The following is a 17,269-nucleotide window of genomic DNA, read 5'->3' on the forward strand; positions in this document are numbered from 1 at the left end:
CGTCGTCGCGGCCACGTCACAAGGTATGTTTTCGTTATGACGCAACTCAACCGGGTTTTCCCGTCGGGCTACCCGGCCTCCGACGCCGCCGCGTTGCAGGTGCAAGGCAAGCGTGACCTCCTCGAGGTCACCGGCGAGATGTCCCTGCGGCCTCCGTCGACTCACCATCGATGGCTGCTGGCCGCGACCGCCGGGCTGATCCTGGTGACCGGCCTGGTTGTGCACTTTGCCATTAAAGGACCGGCCGGCGACTTCGTGGCCGATGCGCTGTATGCGGTCATGCTCTTCGTCGTGTTGGCGTTCGTCTTCGTGCGGGCCTCCGGCTGGCGGATCGGCCTGGTCACGTTCTTACTGTGCGCCGGCATCGAGCTGTTCCAGCTCACCGGGGTGCCCGCCGGCCTAGCCGAGGTATTCCCGCCCAGCCGGCTGCTGCTGGGCACGACCTTCACCGCGGTGGATCTGGTGGCGTACCTGGTCGGCGCGCTCGGCGCCACGCTGGTGACCAGCTGGCGGCCGCTGGACTGAGGGTTCTGGCTCGTCAGCCTGACGCGTCAGCTGAGCCGGCGAGACAGCTCGCGCGCGTGCGCGCGTGGGGTCAGCCGGCGAGGGCGCCGAGCAGCGCCTTCTCGAGCAGCAGCGCCGCGCCTACCGCGCCGCCGCCCACGCTGAGAACCCCGGCGGTGGTCCACAGCACCCGGCGGATGCGCGCACGCCGCACCTGCCCGTCGAGGGCGTCGAACCGGGTCATGACGTCGGCATCGGCCGGGCTCGGTCGCTCGTGCCAGGTGGCGGGGCTGTCGAGGATCACCACGGCCTCGGCGATCTCCTCGTCGCTGAGCACCGGCTGCAATTTCTCCAGCCAGTCCACCAGGCCGCGGGCGTCGAGCACCTTCACCTGCGCGGGCTTGGCGCGGAAGCTGATCTGCTTGGCATCGACCAGAACGACCACCGGTTGTGCGGGCGCGACCAGCGGCATCCGCTCGCGCAGCACGGTGGTGACCCGTTCGGCCTCGTGCTCGGCAGCGGGCAGGTAGGCCTTCTTGTGCCCGGAGACGATGACGGCGCGGGCGCCCACCCAGATGTGTTTGCCGCAGGGGTGCTGGGTGTTGATGGTGAAGATGCCGCCGGGGCCGACCAGGATGTGGTCGATGTCGGTGGCGTTCTTGCCGATCGGCACGGCGTGGAAGGCGGTCCAGTCCACCGGCAGGGTGGTGAGGAGCTTGCCCACGGTGATCTCGCCCTGCGCGCCGAGGTACCAGCTCAGGCTCTCGGGGCAGAGCGGGGACTTGCCGAACAGGCGGGCCACCCGGGTGCGCGGCGGCACCGCGGTCTGGCGCGAAAGGAGGTGTTCGATGACCAGCTGAGCAGCGATGCGATTGCGCATGGCGGGTGGGTTCAGGGTCACGTGGCTCCTTTGGACGCGACCAGACGCGGTTGCGCTCGGAAGACCGTGCAGACGGGGCGGTCGTGCTGGGACCGCCACTCGGATGTGCGCCGCTTCGGGGCGTGCAGACCATCCGGGGAGCAGTGCGGGCGAGCCGCCCACCGCGTTCGGTGGTTTGAGGTTAGCGAGCCGCGGGTACCCGGCGGCACCCCCACAACGAGTGACGCCGCACAGCGGATGGCCGTGGCCGGTGCTGGGGCGCGGCAAACCGGCGCCGGAACGCACAACTGTTGCCCGTGCGGACAATTGCACCCGGCACACCGGGCCCAATTGTCCGTTTCGGGAACAGTTGGCTGGGCCCGGGGGGGGACGAGGGGGGGACGTGTGGGTTCGAGTCCCACCGCCGGTTTGCGGATGGCCGGGGCTCAGTAGGCGGCGAAGGCGGCGATGATCTCTGGGTGGGTCAGGCCCGCGGCCAGGCAGAGCATCAGCAACAGCCGTGCCGCCTGGGGCGAGAGGGTGTCGCTGGCGATCACGCCACGCTCGCTCAGGCCGCGCCGCTGAGCGACCCGGCCGCTGCTAGCGCGGCTGGACTGCACGACAGTGACTCCGGATGCGCTGGCGGCGTCGATCGCCGCATCCACCGCGGTGGGGTTCATGCTCGGCGGCAGTGACGCGACGACCACGCCCCGGGCGCCGTTGGCGAGGGCCGCGGTGAAGGCGAGCTCGTCGGAGCCGGAGTACATGGTGACGATGTCCACCCGCGGCAGCGGGGTGTCGTAGCCGGGCAGCTCCGTGGCGAAGCGGCTGGTCGTGGTGTGCCGGCGCAGCAGTTTGCGGTAGAACCAGACCTGGCCGTAGGGGTCGATGTCGCCGAGCCGGCCGTGGTCGCGGGCCTGGAAGGTGTGCAGGCGGTGGTTGTCGGACTTGGTGACGTCGCGGGCGGAGAGGATCTCGTCGTCCATGGCCACGAGCACCCCGTGCCCGACGGATGCCGGCGACGCGGCGACCCGCACCGCGTTGGCCAGGTTGAGCTGCGCATCCGACCCCATCGCGGTGGGCGGGCGTTGCGCGCCGACGACCACGATCGGTACCTCGGTGGGCACGGTGAGGTGCAGGAAGTAAGCGGTCTCCTCGAGCGTGGCGGTGCCGTGCGCGACCACGATGCCGGCGACATCCGCGTCGTCGGCGATGGTGTCGAGGATCGACTGGCGCAGCCGCAGCCAGAAGTCGACGGAGGCATCGTTGCTGCGGATGCGGGAGAACCGGCGGGTGTACACGGTGATGCCGTCGGGGAACGTGTAGAGCGGGAGGGCCTCCTCGTCGGTGAGTACCTTGGCGAGGTCGACGTAGTCGAGGCGGTCCTGGGCGTCGTGGCCGCCGCTGCCGATGGTGCCGCCGGTGAGCAGCACGGCGACGCGGGGCAGGTGCGTGTCGGGGGCGGATGCGGGTGCTCCTGCGGGTACGGGTGCTGCAGCAGGTGCGGACGCTGCCGGCTGGCCGGTCTCTGGCGTGGTCATCGGGGCTCCTCGGCGTGGGTGGTGTGCGGGTCGGTAAGTGGATCAGCGGGTCGGTGGGGGCGGTAGATGGGTGCGGCAACTGTTCCCTTTCCGGACAATTGGGCCCGGCGCACCGGGTGCAATTGTCCGCACGGGGAACAGTTAGGGGCTCGGGGCGGCGGGGGTTGGCGCGGCCGGGTGCGGGGTGTCCGGGACGATGGCGAGGCCGTGGCCGCGCAGGCGGCGGCTGTCGGCGGCGAGCGCCTCGAGCAGGCGCTCGTTGGTGCCGCGGATGTGGTTGGTGAGCAGGCGTGCCGCGGTGTCGACGTCACCGGCGGCGAGGGCGTCGAGCACCGCGCGGTGCTCCTGCCAGGCCTGCTCGCGGGCGGCCGGGGTGCGCACCTCGAGCCAGCGGGTGCGGGCCAGGCGGGTCATGGCGCCACGCACGGTGTCGACCATGGCGGGGTTGCCGGAAAGCCGGGTGAGCTGCTCGTGGAAGTCACCGCCGGCGCGAACGCCCTGCTCCTCCGCAGCATCCGCATCGTCGGCGCCGTCGACGGGGTGGGCGGCGTCGAGCAGCACGGCCACCGCGGCGATGTCCTCGGCCGACGCACGGTGCACGGCCAGGCGGATGGCGGCGCCCTCCACGGCTTCGCGCAGCTCGGCGAGCGCGCCGATCTCGGCGAGGTCGATCGGCGAGACAATCCAGCCGCGGCCGTCCCTCTGCACGAGGCCCTCGGTGTCGAGGCGTCCGAGGGCGGCGCGCACGGGCGTGCGGGACGCGTCGAAGCTGGCCTCCAGGCCGCGCTCGGTGAGCCGCTCCCCCGGTGCCAGGTCGAGCGACAGGATGGCTGCCCGCAGCCGGTCGTAGAGCTGCACGGTCTGCGAGACAAGCACGTTGGTCATCCTCAATCCATCCCTCAACATCCCGCGAGCCGTGAGCAAAACCCCAAGAAACGCGATATTTCGGGGCTTTGCTCACGGCTTACGGGAGGATCTTGCCCGGGTCTGCCTCGTCATACCAGTTGGTATACCAAAGCGGTGTACCAGTAGATTAGCAGTGAGACCGAGGAGAATACCAATGGCCACCGCCACCGCCGCAGCGCCGACCGTTAGCACCCGTGCCTGGGTCGTGCTCGCCCTCGGCGTGGCCGCGCAGACCGCCGGCACCGTCTTCGTCAGTGCGCCGGCGTTCCTCATCCCCCTGCTGCACACCGAACGGGGCCTCTCACTCGCACAGGCCGGGCTGCTGGCCGCGATCCCCACCTTCGGCATGGTGCTCACCCTCATCCTCTGGGGCGCCCTGGCCGACCGGATCGGCGAGAAATGGGTGATCGCCGGCGGGCTGCTGCTCACCGCGATCGCCGCCGGCGGCGCGATGCTCGCCGAGGGCTACGTCTGGCTTGGGGTGTTCCTGCTGCTGGGCGGCATGGCGTCGGCGAGCACCAACTCCGCCAGCGGGCGCATCGTGGTGGGCTGGTTCCCCAAGCACAAACGCGGCCTGGCCATGGGCATCCGGCAGATGTCGCAGCCGCTGGGCGTCACCGTCGCGGCCGTCACCATCCCGGTGATCGCCGCGGATGCCGGGGTCGGCGCCGCCCTGTTCGTGCCGTTCGCCCTCACCGCCGTGCTGGCCGTGGCGTGCGCGATCGGGCTCGCCAACCCGCCCCGGGTGGCCGTCCCGGCCGGGGCCCCGGTCGCGGCGCCGCGCAACCCGTACCGCACCAGCGGGTTCCTCTGGCGGATCCACGCCGCATCCGTCCTGTTGGTGGTGCCGCAGTTCACGATCTCCACCTTCGGCCTGGTCTGGCTGGTGAGCGAGCAGCGCTGGGAGCCCCTGGCCGCCGGGGTGCTCGTGGGCGCCGCGCAATTCGTCGGCGCGATCGGCCGCATCGTGATCGGCGTGGTGAGCGACCGGGTCGGCAGCCGGGTGCGGCCGCTCCGCTGGGTGGCGGTGAGCGTGGCGAGCGTGCTGCTCCTGCTGGCCGCGGTGGATGCCGCGCACTGGGGCGCCGCCGCGGTGGTGTTCGTGCTCGCGACCACCTGCACCGTGGCACCGAACGGACTGGCGTTCACGTCGGTGGCGGAGATGGCGGGGCCGGGCTGGTCGGGCAAGGCCCTCGGCGTGCAGAACACCGGCCAGTTCATCGCCGCGTCGATGGTGGGTCCGCTGATGGGCGCCCTGATCGGCGTGGTCGGCTACCCGCTCACCTTCGCCGTTGCCGCGGTGTTCCCGGCGCTCGCCGTGCCCGTCGTGCCCCGCGCCGACGCCGAGCACGACCACCTCTGACCGGTAGCCCGACTCGGGGTGGCGGAGGCATAACTCCTGCAGAATTCTGTGGTCGCGGCGCACTCCCCCGTGTTTCCGGCATCCGCCACCCGCCGCGGCAGAAATTGCAGGAGTTATGCACTGAGACGCGCGGGTGGCGCGCGGGTGACGCGCGGGTGGCGAACGCAGGAACGGCCCCTCCGATTGGGCGGAGAGGCCGTTGCCGCGCTGGCACCCGGCGCATCCGGTCTGTGACGACACGCGGATGCGCCGGGCACGCGCATTCACGCCGGTGCTGAAACCGCGACGTCGGTGGCGCGGCGCTGGCACGACACCGGCGCGAAAGGGGAACCGGCGTGGCACGAGACGTGCCACGCCGGCGATGCTGGATCCGAGGCGCGGGTTACGCGGCCTTGGGCTCGGCGGGCAGCAGGCTGCGGAAGGCGGCCGAGTGGTAGATCAGCGGGTCGTGGTCGTCGATCACCTTGAGCGACTTCACCTCGAGCAGCACGATGGTGTGGTCGCCGGCCGGGGTCTCCGAGTAGATCTCGCAGTCCAGCCAGAGCGAGGAGCCCTCGATGAACAGCGCACCCAGGTCGGTGGTGCGGGTGTCCAGTCCGGCGAACCGGTCGCCCTTGCGGGAGGCCAGCTGGTAGCACTCGCGGGCGTGCTCGCTGCCGAGGATCGAGACGCCGATCCGGGCGCCCTGGCGCAGCACCGGCCAGGTGGTGGAGCTGTTCTGTACCGAGAACAGCACCAGCGGCGGCTCATAGGAGACCCCGACGGAGAACGACGAGGCCACCAGGCCGGTCGGTTCGCCGTCGATCTCGGCGCACAACGCGGCCACGCCGGAGGGGAACTTGCCAAACGCCCCGCGGATGTCGCTCGGGTTGCTGCTGATGGTTTCCAGGCCGTGCTGGTCGGTCGGCTCGAGGGCCGTGGCCAGGTCGAGGTCGACCGGGGCGTCGGTGCGGTCGCGGGGGCTCATGCGCCGGCTCCCGTCGAGACGGTGGCGGATGCGTCGGACGCGGTCTGCACATCCGTCTCGGGGTTCTTGCCCAACATGCCCATCACCAGAGGTTGCAACAGTCGGAGCACAGCGAGGTTCTCGGCGGCCCAGGCGGCCACGATCTCCTCCATCTTCTCCATCTGGCCGGTGACGAAGTACAGCCCCTTGGTCGGCACGCTCGCGCCGAGCTCGACGAGCAGCGGGCGCAGGTTCACGTCGACACCCATCGAGTGGCTGAGGTCGGCGCCGGTCATGACCGGGATCGCGGTGACGCCGCGCAGGCCGTTCGCCGCATAGCGGTCGAGGAAGCCCTTGAGCAGGCCCGTGTAGGTGGCCTTGTAGGTGGGGCTGGCGACAACGAGCAGGTCGCTGTCGGCGACGGCCTGGTTGAGCTCGGACATTTCCGGCGACGGCCACTGGAAAATGTGGCTCGAGTGCTCGGCCAGGTCGATGACCCGCAGGTCGTAGGTGCCGGCGACGAGCAGCTCGTCGACCAGCGTTTCCGCAAGCTTGAGGGTGCGGCTCTGGGGCTTGGGGTTGCCCACCAGAATGGTTATTTTCAGCATCGTGTTCCTCCATCGAACCACTGGATCAGGTCACGAATTCGATGCCGGGCTACCAATCGAGAGCGCCTCGTTGTGTGCGTGGGGTGCACACCTGTCGGCGCGGACATGCATAGCTTCGTCATCGAATTCGATGAGTGAGCCACTGAGGATTGGTGTCTCAGATGGTGAGCAACGGCTTACGTCGCACTCATATTCTGTGCTCGCCCCGTTGCGCCTGCGTGTCCCGGTTATTACAACTGTGTTTCGCCACCCCGGAGCCAGTCGATGACTGCGGATGCGACGCCTTGCGCCGCCGAGAACACCGGGCGACCATGGGGCGATGGCGCACATCGTGCTCTCGATTATGCCGTTCGCCGGGCACGTTGCTCCCGCGACGGGACTCGTCGCCGAACTGGTCGCCCGCGGGCACCAGGTCACCGTGTACACCGGGGCGCACTACCGGCCCCGGTTCGAGGCCCTCGGCGCCGCGGTGCACACCTGGCGGGCCGCTCCCGACTTCGACGAACACAACCTGCCGGCCACCTTCCCCGGCACCGACAAGCCCGGCCGGCTGGCCGTGCGGGCCGATATCGAGCACGTCTTCGTGCGCACCCTGGGTGGCCAGGCGCGGGACCTGGTGGAGCTGCACCGGGAGCATCCGATCGACCTGCTGCTCGGCGACGTGATGTCCTTCGGCACCGGGCCGGCCTCCGAACTGCTCGACGTGCCGTGGGTGACGATGTCGTTCGTGCCGCTGAGCTACCCGACCCCGTCGCTGCCGCTACCGGGCCTGGGGTTGAGCCCGGGCCAGGGCGGCGCGGGCCGGGCCCGGGACGCGGCGCTGAGGCAGGTGTTCGCGCTCTTCTCCCGCCGCCTCGACCGGGTCCTCGGCGAACAACGCGCCGGGCTGGGCCTGCCGCCCCGGTCCACGCCGCTGAACATGGTGCTGTATTCGCCGCGCCTCACCCTGGCCAGCGGATGCGCCTCCCTCGACTTCCAACGCACCGACCTGCCCGACACCGTGCGGTTCGTGGGCTGGCTGCCCACGGTGGGCGGCGAGCATCCGCTGCCCGACTGGTGGGCCGGGCTGGGCGAGAGGCCGGTGGTGTTGGTGACCCAGGGCACCCTCAACATCAATGCGCGGCAGCTGGTGCGCCCCGCCCTGGAGGCGCTGGCGGACGTGGACGTGACCGTGCTGGCGACCACCGGCGGGGTGCCGCTGCCGTTCCCGGCGCCGGCGAACGCGCTCGTGGCCGACTTCGTGCCGTTCGATGCGGCGCTGGCGCTGGCCGACGTCGTGATCAGCAACGGCGGTTGGGGCGGCACCGTACAGACGCTGGCGCGCGGCGTGCCGATCATCGTGGCCGGCGGTGACCGCGACAAACCCGAGGTGGCCGCGCGGGTGCACCACAGCGGCGCCGGCCTCAGCCTGCACACCGGGCGGCCCTCCGCGCGGGCGGTTCGGGCCGGCTACGACGAGGTGGTGGGGCATCCCCGCTACCGGGCGCGGGCCGGTGACGTGGCCGCCGAGCTGCACGCGCTGGGCGGCACCGGCCGGGCCGTCGACCTGGTCGAGGAGGTCCTCACCGACGTCGGGGCGTGAGCCTCCACCCCGGGCCGGGGCCTGACCGGGAAATTCGGGTCTGCTAACCTCTCCCCCATTCGCCCGCCACACTTCGAGGCGGGCACAACCACGGGGGACGTGACATGGTGCAGAAGACATTCGGGGTCGGGATTGCCGGAATCCTGCTGATCGGGCTGGTCGGATGCGCCGGCGGCGACGCATCCGGCACCCCCTCCGCCGGCGCGGAGGCCACGCCATCCGCGTCGACGACGCTCGCGCCGGAGGTTGCGGAATCCGCGGAACCGACGGAAACCGCGGCGGCCCTGACCCAGCTCACCGACGCCGACCTCGCGGGCGTCTTCACCGGCCTGCAGTTCATCCCCGACCAGTACGCCGACACCGGCGAGATGATCGACTCGATCTACCCCGGCCTGACCACGTCGGACGTGACCTGCCTCACCCCGTTCGGTGCGGGCTGGGACACCGACCCGACGCTGGCGGGTGCGTCGCTGGAGTTCGGCACCAGTAACGACCGCTCGATGACCGCGGTGATCAGCAGTTCGGGTGATGCGGATGTCGCCTCCGACCTCGTGGCCGCCTCGGTCGACGCCCTCGAACGTTGCGCCACCGGCACGGGCCTGTTCGAGATGCAGGGCGTCGCGGTGCAGACCCAGGTGGAGCAGACCGACGCCGGCCTCACCGGCACCGACGAAGCCGTCGCCTTCCGGGTCACCGGCGACGTCGGCGGCTCGCCGTTCACGCTGGTGGGCACCACGGCCCGCGTCGGCGGCAACGTCATCGCGCTCGTCGGCTGGGACCCGGAGACCAGCGCTGAGTACGTGCCGCTCGCGACCCAGATGTTCGTGGACGAGCTCTAAACCAGTCGGCGCCGCCCGCGGCCCGCTCGACAGGAGACGCGGGGCCCGGCCGTGTGGTCGAATAGTAGGGATGCCAACTCCCTCAGCCCCGCCCGCCCGCACCGTCATCTCTCCCGATAACGTGCAGATCGCCACCTACGAATTCGGCGACCCCGACGCCCCCACCGTGCTCGCGGTGCACGGCTTCGCCTCCAGCGCGCTGGCGAACTTCCACGCCACCGGCTGGGTGCGCGACCTGGTGCGCGAGGGCTACCACGTCATCGCGATCGACCAGCGCGGCCACGGGCAGAGCGACAAGCCGCACTCCCCCGACGGCTACTCGATGGACCTGCTCGTCACCGACGTGCTCACGGTGCTCGACACCTTCCTGCTCGACGAGGTCGACTTCGTGGGCTACTCGCTCGGCGCCCGGGTCGGCTGGCACGCCGCCCGGTTCATGCCCACCCGCATCAACCGTGCGGTCTTCGGCGGCATCCCGGATGGCGATCCGCTCACCCGGTTCCGCGTCGATCAGGCCCGGGCGTTCGTGCGGGACGGGGTTCCGGTGGAGGATCCGCTCACCGCCGCGTACCTGAAGATGGCCGGCGCCATCCGCGACAACGACCTCGAGGCGCTGATTGCGCTCGTCGAGGGCATGCGCGGCGGACCGCAGCCGCACGCGGCGAACGCGCCCGAGCAACGGGTGCTCTTCGCCACCGGCAGCGAGGACCGTATTCTCGAGGCCTCTCGGGCCCTGGCCGAGGCGACCCCGCGGGCGGCGTTTTTCGAGATCCCCGGCCGCAACCACTTCAACGCGCCCACCTCCCGGGCGTTCCGGGATGCCGCGATCGAGTTCCTGGGCCTGCCCGGCTCCGACTAGGCCCCGGCCGCGACACACGCGCACGTCGCAACCATCCCGCCGGTCGAGCTTGTCGAGACCCCGCAAGACGTCCTCGCCTCGTGACCGACCGCCGCTCAGCTGGGCTTGACGGCCTTGATGATCGCTCCGTGCATCTGCGCGGCCACCTCGTGGGTGAACTCGACGCTGACGTCGGTGAAGCCCGCCGCGGCCAGGGACATGCGGTACTCCTCCTCGGAGAGCGCCCCGGCGATGCAGCCCGCATACGACCCGCGCTCGATCCGCTCGCCCTCGTTGAGCTGGTTCTCGGCCACGACATCGGAGAGGCCGAGCCGGCCGCCCGGCGTGAGCACCCGGAACATCTCGCGCACGACCGCGTTCTTGTCGGCCGAGAGGTTGATCACGCAGTTGGAGATGATCACGTTCACCGTCGCATCCGCCATCGGGATCTCTTCGATGAAGCCCTTGAGGAACTCGACGTTCGTGGCTCCGGCCTTCGCGGCGTTCGCGCGGGCCAGGGCCAGCATCTCGTCGGTCATGTCCAGGCCGTAGGCGAACCCGGTGGGGCCCACCCGGCGGGCGGAGAGCAGCACATCGATGCCGCCGCCGGAGCCGAGGTCGAGCACGGTCTCGCCGGGGAGCAGGTCGGCGACCGCGGTGGGGTTGCCGCAGCCCAGGCTGGCCAGTATCGCCTCGTCGGGCACCTCGGCGGACTCGGTGCCGCGGTACAGCGCCGAACCGAACTCGCCGCTCGTCTCCAGCGGTGTGACGCAGCAGGAGCCGCCGCTCACGTCGGTGACCTGCAGGGCCTGGGCGGCGTAGCGCTCGCGCACCAGTTCGGTGATCGCCGACTTCTCGGACGCGGTCTTCTCTGGTGCGGTCTTCTCGGGTGCGGTCTGGTCGGTCATCTGGTGATCCACTCCTGCATTACATCGACGGATGTCGATGTGTTCAGTATGCCGAGGATATTGATGTGCGTCAATGGGTGCGCATCGGGCGCCCGTTGGCCCGCATCCGCCGCGCAACTGTTTCCCGTGCGGACAAATGCACCCGGTGCGCCGGGCCCATTTGTCCGCATCGGGAACAGTTGGGAGTGGGTTAGAGGGACTTCCAGTAGGCGAGGACCTCGGCGGTGGAGTAGATTTCGCCGGTCTTCATGCCGAGGTCGAAGATGTTGGCGGCGTGCACCTCGGGCAGCCGGTCGCCCACGGCGTCCTCCACGATGAGCGGGATGAACCCGTTCTGCATGGCGTCGATGGCGGATGCCCGCACGCACCCGCTGGTGCTCAACCCCGCGATCACGGCGGTGTCGATGCCGCGCGCCACCAGGTTCGCGGCCAGGCTGGTGCCGAAGAACGCGCTCGGGTACTGCTTGGTGATCAGGGTGTCCCCCGGCAGAGGCGCCAGGCCATCGATGAACTCCCCGAACGGGCTGCCGGGCAGGAACGCGGCCAGCGCGGGGACCTTGCGGAAGAATACCCCGGCATCCGACCCGTCGGGCGCGAGCACGACCGTGGTGATGTACACCGGCACCCCGGCGGCGCGGGCCGCGGCGGCGAGCACCTTCATCTGCTCGACCGGCGCCTCCACGCCCGCGTACAGGCCGCAGGACCTGTCGATGTAGGCGCGCACCGGGTCGACGATGATCAGCGCCGGCCGCGCGCCGGGCTCGAGCCCGCCGGTGTAGCCGGCGGCGGCGTAGTCGGCCGCGGCATTCTCGGCCACGGCACCGGCGGTGGCATCCGTGGTGGCATCTGGGGTGGCTTCGGGGGTGGCGTCGGGGATGGTGCTCATGGCTGCTCCTGGGCTGTCGGTTCGGGCTGTTGATCTGGTGAAACGCGGTGGATGGTGGCGGTCGCCGCCGTAACGGAACGCATCACGGGTCGGTGATCACGATGATCGGCAGGGTACGCGGCCGGCCCGGGCGGGGCCCGACCACGCTGAGGATCCCGCCGACCAGGGCGAGTACCGCGAACAAGACGAGCGCCCACTGAACGCCGGTGACGAACGAGTTCAGGCCGGCCGGATCCATGCCGAACAGGGTGCCGTTGTAGGCGGCCAGCCGCTCCGACGCGCTGAGCCCGCCGGTGGCGATGGCCAGCGCGATCGCGGTGCTGAACAGGTACCCGGCGTTCTGCAGGGTCGAGCGGATGGCGTTGGCGATGCCGCGCCGGGTGGCCGGCACCCGCGACATCAGCGCCGAGGTGTTCGGGGTCATGAACAGGCCCACCCCGAGCCCCACCAGGAACAGCGCCGCGGCGATGAACGGGTAGGCGGTGTGCGCACCGAGGGTGGCCGCGAACAGCAGCGCCCCGGCGCAGATCATGAGCATGCCGGTGGAGGTGAGCCAGCGCGGGTTCACGGTGCGCACCAGCCGGCCGGCGAACCCGGCGGCGAGCATGGTGCCCACCGGGGCGGGCAGGATCATCAGGCCGGCGTCGATGGCGCTGAGCCCCTGCACACCCTGCAGGTACAGCGAGGCGAGCAGCACGATCGCGAAGTTGCTGATCGCGTTGAAGAACGCGGCCAGGTAGAGGTACGAGATGGTGCGGCTCTTGAACAGGTTCACGTCGATCAGCGGATGTTCTCGCCGCTTCTGCAGCAGCACGAACCAGGTCCACACCCCCACGGCCGCCGCCACCATGGCCAGGATGCCGGGGCTGGACCAGCCGAGCTCGCCGCCGAAGGAGACGACCATCACGAGCAGGGCGATGCCGAGCACCGACAGCACACTGCCGAGGTAGTCCATGCTCTCGTGCCGCACCCGGGGACCGGCGCGCGGGATGAGTTTCGTCGAGAACAGCAGGCCGATCAGGCTGATCGGCAGGCCGCCGAGGAAGATCCAGCGCCAGCCGACGACATCGGTGACGACACCGCCGAGCAGCGGGCCGACCACCTGCCCCACGGCGGCGACGGTGGCGTTGATTCCCAGGGCGCTGGAGAGGATGTGCGCGGGGAAGACATCCGTGAGCAGGGCGGTGGTGTTGGTGATGATCGCCGCGGCGCCCACGCCCTGCACCAGGCGCATGCCGATGAGGAAACCGGGGTCGGCGGCGAGGCCGCAGCCCAGGGTGGCGAGCATGAACACCACGATCCCGGCGAGGTAGAGCCGGCGCCGGCCGAGGATGTCGGCGACCCGGCCGAACACCAGGATCAGGGTGGTGGTGGCGAGCATGTACACCAGCAGCACCCAGGTGGTCTGGGTGCTCGACGCGTCGAGGTCGCGGGTGAGGCTGGGCAGCGCGATGGCCAGGCCGCTGGAGTTGATGAAGACGAGGACGACGCTGAGGCTGGTGGCGAAGAGGATCTGCCAGGCCCGGCGTGCGTCCGTCGCCGCGGTCATACCGTCGGGCGCTCGGGCGCCCAGGTCGTGGCGATCGCCGGCAGCTTCCGGTGGTGCTCGGTGACGGACTGGAACCCGATCGCGGCGGCCAGGCAGAGCCGGTCCTGCCAGGGCCGGGCGATGAGCTGGATGCCCACCGGCAGGCCGTCGGGTGCCAGGCCGGCCGGCGCCATCAACGCCGGGAAGCCGGTGTAGTCCCACAGCCGGGTGTTGCGCGGGATGACGTCGTGCAGGTTGAAGACCTGCCCGTCCACGCTCATGGTGAGGTCGTCCAGCCGCGGGGCGGTGGCTCCGACGCCGGGGGTGAGCAGCAGGTCGACGCCGGCCGCATCCATCCGGTCGAGCAGGTGCTGCTGCACCAGGGGCCGGCGGCGGAGCGCCCGCAGGTAGTCCACGGCCAGCGGCACGAAGCCGCAGTCGAGCCGGGCGTTGGTGCCGGCGTCGAACAGGTCGCGCCGGTCGTTGTTGGCCTCCTGGCTGGAGGCGAGTTCGCCGTAGAAGACGTTCCACGACTCGTCGTGCACGTCCTCGAGGCCGTCGAACTCCACGGCCACGATCTCGGCGCCGAGCCCGGTGAACACCTCGATCGCGCTCTCATGGGCGGCCAGCACGGCGGCGTCGGAGCGTTCGGTGAACCAGCCGCGGGGCACGCCGATGCGCATCCCGGCGATGCCGGCCGGGTCGATGCCGAGGTCGGGCACGCTGGCGGCTGCGGTGGGGTCCTCCCCGTCGGGGCCGGCCATCAGCGGCAGCAGCAGGGCGAGGTCGGCGGCGGAGCGGGCCATCGGGCCCACATGGTCCATCGTCCAGGACAGCCCGGCCACCCCGGTGCGCGGCACCAGGCCGTAGGTGGGCTTGAGGCCGGTGAGGCCGCAGAGCGCCGACGGCACCCGGATGGACCCGCCGGTGTCGCTGCCGAGCGCGAACGGCACGAGACCGGCGGCCAGCGCGGCGGCCGACCCGGTGGACGAGCCGCCGGTCCAGCGGGCCTCGTCCCAGGGGTTGGGCACCGGGCCGTACCGGTCGTTGTCGGGGGCGCCGCAGGCGAACTCGGTGGTGGCCGCCATGAACACCGGGATCGCCCCGGCGGCGCGCAGCCGACTGACGACGGTGGCGTCGGCGGGCGCGATCCGGTCGCCGGTCTGGTTCGACCCGGCGGTGACTCGGGTGTCCGCCACGTCGATGATGTCCTTCACCGCGAACGGCACGCCCTCCAGGGGGCGGGCGGTGCCGGCGCGGTAGCGGGCGTCGCTGGCGGCGGCGGCCGAGCGGATGCCGGTTATGCCGATGAGGATCGCGGCCGGGGCGGGCCCGTCGGGTGCCCAGCGCGGCTCGAGCAGCGCGATTGCGGCGGACGGCGTGAGGGTGCCGGCCCGGTAGGCGGCGAGCAGCTCGGTGACGGTGGCGGTGGGAACCGCGAACGGGGCCGAGGTCGCAGCCGCCGGCGCGGTCGGGGCAGCCGGGACGGCGGGCACCTCACCGGCGAGGTCGCCGGGGAACGGGCCGAGCTCGGTGTCCGCGAGGGCGGCGGCGACCTCCGCGAACGGTGAGTCGGCGAACACCTGGCCGCCGGTCACGCCCAGCAACCGCCGGAAGAGCAGGTCGGCGTGGGCCGGTTCGTTTTGTGCGGCGGAGGGCGACGCCGGCAGCGGGCGGGCGCGACTGGCCGCCAGCCCGGCCTCCAGCAGCGGCGTGATGGTGCGGCGCACCTGGGCGTCGTTCTGCTCGGCGCCGGTTGCAGCGTTCTGCTCGGCGCTGGTTTCGACACTGGAGGTGGTGCCGGTGGGAGTGCTGGTGGTGCTCATGGTGGAAGCCGTTCTGTCCAGCCGGGTCAGTGCGACGCGGCCGAAAGGTTGGTTGCCTGCAGGTGGTCGGCCTGCTCGGCGAGGTAGTGGAACAGCTGCGGGCGTCGGTCCCGGTTGAGTGGGAAGGCGGCGCGCACCCGGTCGACCTCGGCGAGGTCGATCACGGTGTGCAGAAGCTCCGGATTGGTGTGCGCGGGGGCGCTGGCCAGGAGCGCGCCGTCGGGCGCGACCACGCAGGAGAGCCCGAAGTAGCTGGTCTCCCGGCCGTTCAGGGTCTCGGCGCCGCCGCGGTTGGGCGCGATCACCCAGACCTGGGTTTCCATCGCGCGCACCTGCAGCTCCGGGGTGAACAGGGTCTCCCGGGTGCCGAGGGAGGACACCAGCGCCACGACCACTTCGGCGCCCGCGGCACGGGCGGCCAGCCAGTACTCCGGAAAGCTGCGGTCGTAACAGATCAGGCAGGCAATGCGGGTGCCGAACGCCTCGAAGACGACGGTGCCCTCGCCGGGCTCGAAGAAGTGCTTCTCGTTGATCGCCACCTCACCCACGAGGGACATCGGGATCGATGCCTTGCGGTAGGACGACACCGTGGTGCCGCGAAAGGTGGTGCCGGGCACCAGGGTGCCCTGCGCGTCGATCACGACGGCGGCGTTGTACAGCTTGCCGTCGGCCGCCCGCTCGTAGAGCCCGAAGATCACGCCGGTGCCGAGCCGTTTCGCGGCCGCAGCGAAGGCATCCGTGTCGGGACCGGGAATCGTCTGCGCCCAGTCCTTATAGCCGTCGTCGTAGCTGCCATCGGTGCTGCCGCAGAAGTACGGGGTGGTGGCCAGTTCGGGGAACAGCACCACGTCCACGCCGGGCCGGGCGGCCTGCTCGAACAGCTCGAGCAGGCCGGCCACGGCCGTGGCGCGGTCGGGCGAGCATCCGCCCGACTGCACCACGGCGACGGACAGGGTGCGCTCGGTCACGACACCGACAGGTCGGCCATCACGTCGGCGCGGGAGGCCATCAGCGGCTGGATCTTGGTGCCGTAGTCGTCCATGCCCTTGATGAAGTCGTCGAAGACCAGCATTATGCCCTTGGTGCCGTGCACCTCGGCGGCCTCGTCGAGCAGGCGCGCGACGGTCTCGTAGGAGCCGACCAGAGTGCCCATGTTGAGGTTGACGGCGCCCTCGGGAGCGGCGATGGTCTTGGCGGTGCTCGTCTCGTCGCCGGTGTCGCTGGCGGCCTGACCGATCATCCAGCCGATGGCGGTCATGTCAATGCCATCGTTGTAGGACTTCCAGAGGGCCTGGGCCTCCTCGTCGGTCTCGCCGGAGATGATCATGAACAGCACGTAGGCGCCCACGTCGCGGCCGGTCTTCTCGGCGGCCACGGCCAGCGCGGTCACGCCGGGGGCGTGCGCGGTGGGGGTGTTGATGCCCAGGCCCATCACGAAGTTGTAGTCGGCGTACTTGGCGGCGAACTCGATGCCCACGGCGCTCTGGCCGGCCGACACGACGGGGATGTGCTTCTCCGGCATCGGCAGCATCTTGCAGTCTTCCATGGTGAAGAACTCACCCTTGAAGTCGCTGACGCCGGTGGTCCAGAGGTCCTGCATCACGCGCACGTACTCCTCGGAGTACCGGTAGCGGCGCTCGAAGTGCACGTCGCCGGGCCAGATGCCCATCTGCGCGTATTCGTCCTTCGCCCAGCCGGAGACCAGGTTCACGCCGAACCGGCCGTGCGAGATGGAATCGACCGTGGTGGCCATCCGGGCGGCGACCGCCGGCGGCAGGGCCAGAACGGCGGCAGAGGCGTAGAGCTTGATCTTCTCGGTGGCGGCGGCGAGGCCGGCCATCAGGGTGAAGGACTCCAGGTTGTAGTCCCAGAACTCGCTGTCGCCGCCGAAGCCGCGGAACTTGATCATGGAGAGGGCGAATTCGAAGCCGTAGTCCTCGGCCTTCTTCACGATCTCGAGGTTGAAGTCATAGCTGGGCTTGTACTGCGGCGAGGTGTTGGAGATGAGCCAGCCGTTGTTGCCGATCGGGATGAATACGCCGATGTCCATGAGGGAGTCCTTTTCTTCGTGGGTGCGGGTGGAGATGCGGGTAGGTGCGGGTGGATGGTGCGGGTCGAGCGGTCGAGAAATCTGG

Annotated in this window: 16 protein-coding genes; 5 read left to right on the plus strand and 11 right to left on the minus strand. The window is 70.7% G+C overall.

Translation table 11 applies throughout. The annotated features are described in order from the left end of the window. The first annotated feature begins 36 nt into the window (after positions 1–36). Positions 37–525, plus strand: a complete 489-nt coding sequence (locus ACU5E9_RS07410) for a ribosomal maturation YjgA family protein (RefSeq protein ID WP_456812976.1) — start codon at positions 37–39, stop codon at positions 523–525. Positions 526–595: 70 nt separating this feature from the next. Here the strand turns inward: ACU5E9_RS07410 and ACU5E9_RS07415 are convergent, their stop codons facing one another. The 3 genes from ACU5E9_RS07415 to ACU5E9_RS07425 all read right to left on the minus strand — a co-directional run bounded on the left by ACU5E9_RS07415 (position 596) and on the right by ACU5E9_RS07425 (position 3,789). After that, entirely contained in the window at positions 596–1,405 is an 810-nt protein-coding gene (locus ACU5E9_RS07415; protein ID WP_456812977.1) for a nuclease-related domain-containing protein, read from the minus strand. Positions 1,406–1,809: 404 nt separating this feature from the next. Then, positions 1,810–2,904 (minus strand): asparaginase, encoded by a 1,095-nt coding sequence (locus ACU5E9_RS07420; protein ID WP_456812978.1) that lies wholly within the window; start codon positions 2,902–2,904, stop codon positions 1,810–1,812. A gap of 141 nt (positions 2,905–3,045) precedes the next feature. After that, a complete protein-coding gene (locus tag ACU5E9_RS07425; RefSeq protein WP_456812979.1) occupies positions 3,046–3,789 on the minus strand; it encodes a GntR family transcriptional regulator in 744 nt (247 codons plus the stop codon). A 175-nt stretch (positions 3,790–3,964) separates the two neighbouring features. Here ACU5E9_RS07425 and ACU5E9_RS07430 point away from each other — a divergent pair, with 175 nt between their 5' ends. Then, positions 3,965–5,173, plus strand: coding sequence for an MFS transporter (locus ACU5E9_RS07430; RefSeq protein WP_456812980.1), 1,209 nt, complete (start codon positions 3,965–3,967; stop codon positions 5,171–5,173). Positions 5,174–5,555: 382 nt separating this feature from the next. On the opposite strand, the gene ACU5E9_RS07435 is transcribed toward ACU5E9_RS07430, so the two are convergent. Further along, positions 5,556–6,140 carry a flavin reductase family protein gene (locus ACU5E9_RS07435; protein WP_456812981.1) on the minus strand — a complete coding sequence of 195 codons (585 nt, stop codon included), beginning with the start codon at positions 6,138–6,140 and terminating at the stop codon, positions 5,556–5,558. Next, entirely contained in the window at positions 6,137–6,727 is a 591-nt protein-coding gene (locus ACU5E9_RS07440; protein ID WP_456812982.1) for an NADPH-dependent FMN reductase, read from the minus strand. Before ACU5E9_RS07440 ends, ACU5E9_RS07435 begins: the two co-directional genes overlap by 4 nt. Positions 6,728–7,046: 319 nt before the next feature. On the opposite strand from ACU5E9_RS07440, the gene ACU5E9_RS07445 reads away from it, so the two are divergent. The 3 genes from ACU5E9_RS07445 (at position 7,047) to ACU5E9_RS07455 (ending at position 10,007) form a co-directional block, all read left to right on the plus strand. Continuing rightward, a complete protein-coding gene (locus ACU5E9_RS07445; protein ID WP_456812983.1) occupies positions 7,047–8,309 on the plus strand; it encodes a glycosyltransferase in 1,263 nt (420 codons plus the stop codon). A 104-nt stretch (positions 8,310–8,413) separates the two neighbouring features. Then, complete coding sequence (locus ACU5E9_RS07450) at positions 8,414–9,148, plus strand: hypothetical protein (RefSeq protein WP_456812984.1); 735 nt, start codon at positions 8,414–8,416, stop codon at positions 9,146–9,148. A 70-nt stretch (positions 9,149–9,218) separates the two neighbouring features. Further along, positions 9,219–10,007: an alpha/beta fold hydrolase gene (locus tag ACU5E9_RS07455; protein ID WP_456812985.1), complete on the plus strand. Its 789-nt coding sequence runs from the start codon at positions 9,219–9,221 to the stop codon at positions 10,005–10,007. Between the two features lie 95 nt (positions 10,008–10,102). Here the strand turns inward: ACU5E9_RS07455 and arsM are convergent, their stop codons facing one another. From arsM to rutA, 6 genes are all read right to left on the minus strand, one after another. Then, the gene (gene arsM / locus ACU5E9_RS07460) at positions 10,103–10,894 is read right to left on the minus strand and encodes an arsenite methyltransferase (RefSeq protein WP_456812986.1); all 792 of its coding nucleotides are present in this window, start codon (positions 10,892–10,894) and stop codon (positions 10,103–10,105) included. A 190-nt stretch (positions 10,895–11,084) separates the two neighbouring features. Next, positions 11,085–11,780 (minus strand): isochorismatase family protein, encoded by a 696-nt coding sequence (locus ACU5E9_RS07465; RefSeq protein WP_456812987.1) that lies wholly within the window; start codon positions 11,778–11,780, stop codon positions 11,085–11,087. Positions 11,781–11,862: 82 nt separating this feature from the next. After that, positions 11,863–13,329, minus strand: coding sequence for an MFS transporter (locus tag ACU5E9_RS07470; RefSeq protein WP_456812988.1), 1,467 nt, complete (start codon positions 13,327–13,329; stop codon positions 11,863–11,865). Continuing rightward, positions 13,326–15,134, minus strand: a complete 1,809-nt coding sequence (locus ACU5E9_RS07475; protein WP_456812989.1) for an amidase — start codon at positions 15,132–15,134, stop codon at positions 13,326–13,328. The genes ACU5E9_RS07470 and ACU5E9_RS07475 overlap by 4 nt, the downstream gene beginning before the upstream one ends. 26 nt (positions 15,135–15,160) lie before the next feature. Next, the gene (locus ACU5E9_RS07480) at positions 15,161–16,102 is read right to left on the minus strand and encodes a carbon-nitrogen hydrolase family protein (protein ID WP_456812990.1); all 942 of its coding nucleotides are present in this window, start codon (positions 16,100–16,102) and stop codon (positions 15,161–15,163) included. Next, positions 16,099–17,184 (minus strand): pyrimidine utilization protein A, encoded by a 1,086-nt coding sequence (gene rutA, locus ACU5E9_RS07485; RefSeq protein WP_456812991.1) that lies wholly within the window; start codon positions 17,182–17,184, stop codon positions 16,099–16,101. Before rutA ends, ACU5E9_RS07480 begins: the two co-directional genes overlap by 4 nt. Positions 17,185–17,269: the final 85 nt, after the last annotated feature.

Source organism: Cryobacterium sp. AP23, from assembly GCF_054075385.1.

Coding starts and splice junctions, on each gene's coding strand:
- ACU5E9_RS07475 (WP_456812989.1), bottom strand. CDS start 15,134: ATGAGCACCACCAGCACTCCCACCGGCACCACCTCCAGTGTCGAAACC.
- arsM (WP_456812986.1), bottom strand. CDS start 10,894: ATGACCGACCAGACCGCACCCGAGAAGACCGCACCAGAGAAGACCGCG.
- ACU5E9_RS07430 (WP_456812980.1), top strand. CDS start 3,965: ATGGCCACCGCCACCGCCGCAGCGCCGACCGTTAGCACCCGTGCCTGG.
- ACU5E9_RS07440 (WP_456812982.1), bottom strand. CDS start 6,727: ATGCTGAAAATAACCATTCTGGTGGGCAACCCCAAGCCCCAGAGCCGC.
- ACU5E9_RS07425 (WP_456812979.1), bottom strand. CDS start 3,789: ATGACCAACGTGCTTGTCTCGCAGACCGTGCAGCTCTACGACCGGCTG.
- ACU5E9_RS07410 (WP_456812976.1), top strand. CDS start 37: ATGACGCAACTCAACCGGGTTTTCCCGTCGGGCTACCCGGCCTCCGAC.
- rutA (WP_456812991.1), bottom strand. CDS start 17,184: ATGGACATCGGCGTATTCATCCCGATCGGCAACAACGGCTGGCTCATC.
- ACU5E9_RS07450 (WP_456812984.1), top strand. CDS start 8,414: ATGGTGCAGAAGACATTCGGGGTCGGGATTGCCGGAATCCTGCTGATC.
- ACU5E9_RS07455 (WP_456812985.1), top strand. CDS start 9,219: ATGCCAACTCCCTCAGCCCCGCCCGCCCGCACCGTCATCTCTCCCGAT.
- ACU5E9_RS07465 (WP_456812987.1), bottom strand. CDS start 11,780: ATGAGCACCATCCCCGACGCCACCCCCGAAGCCACCCCAGATGCCACC.
- ACU5E9_RS07470 (WP_456812988.1), bottom strand. CDS start 13,329: ATGACCGCGGCGACGGACGCACGCCGGGCCTGGCAGATCCTCTTCGCC.
- ACU5E9_RS07420 (WP_456812978.1), bottom strand. CDS start 2,904: ATGACCACGCCAGAGACCGGCCAGCCGGCAGCGTCCGCACCTGCTGCA.
- ACU5E9_RS07435 (WP_456812981.1), bottom strand. CDS start 6,140: ATGAGCCCCCGCGACCGCACCGACGCCCCGGTCGACCTCGACCTGGCC.
- ACU5E9_RS07445 (WP_456812983.1), top strand. CDS start 7,047: ATGGCGCACATCGTGCTCTCGATTATGCCGTTCGCCGGGCACGTTGCT.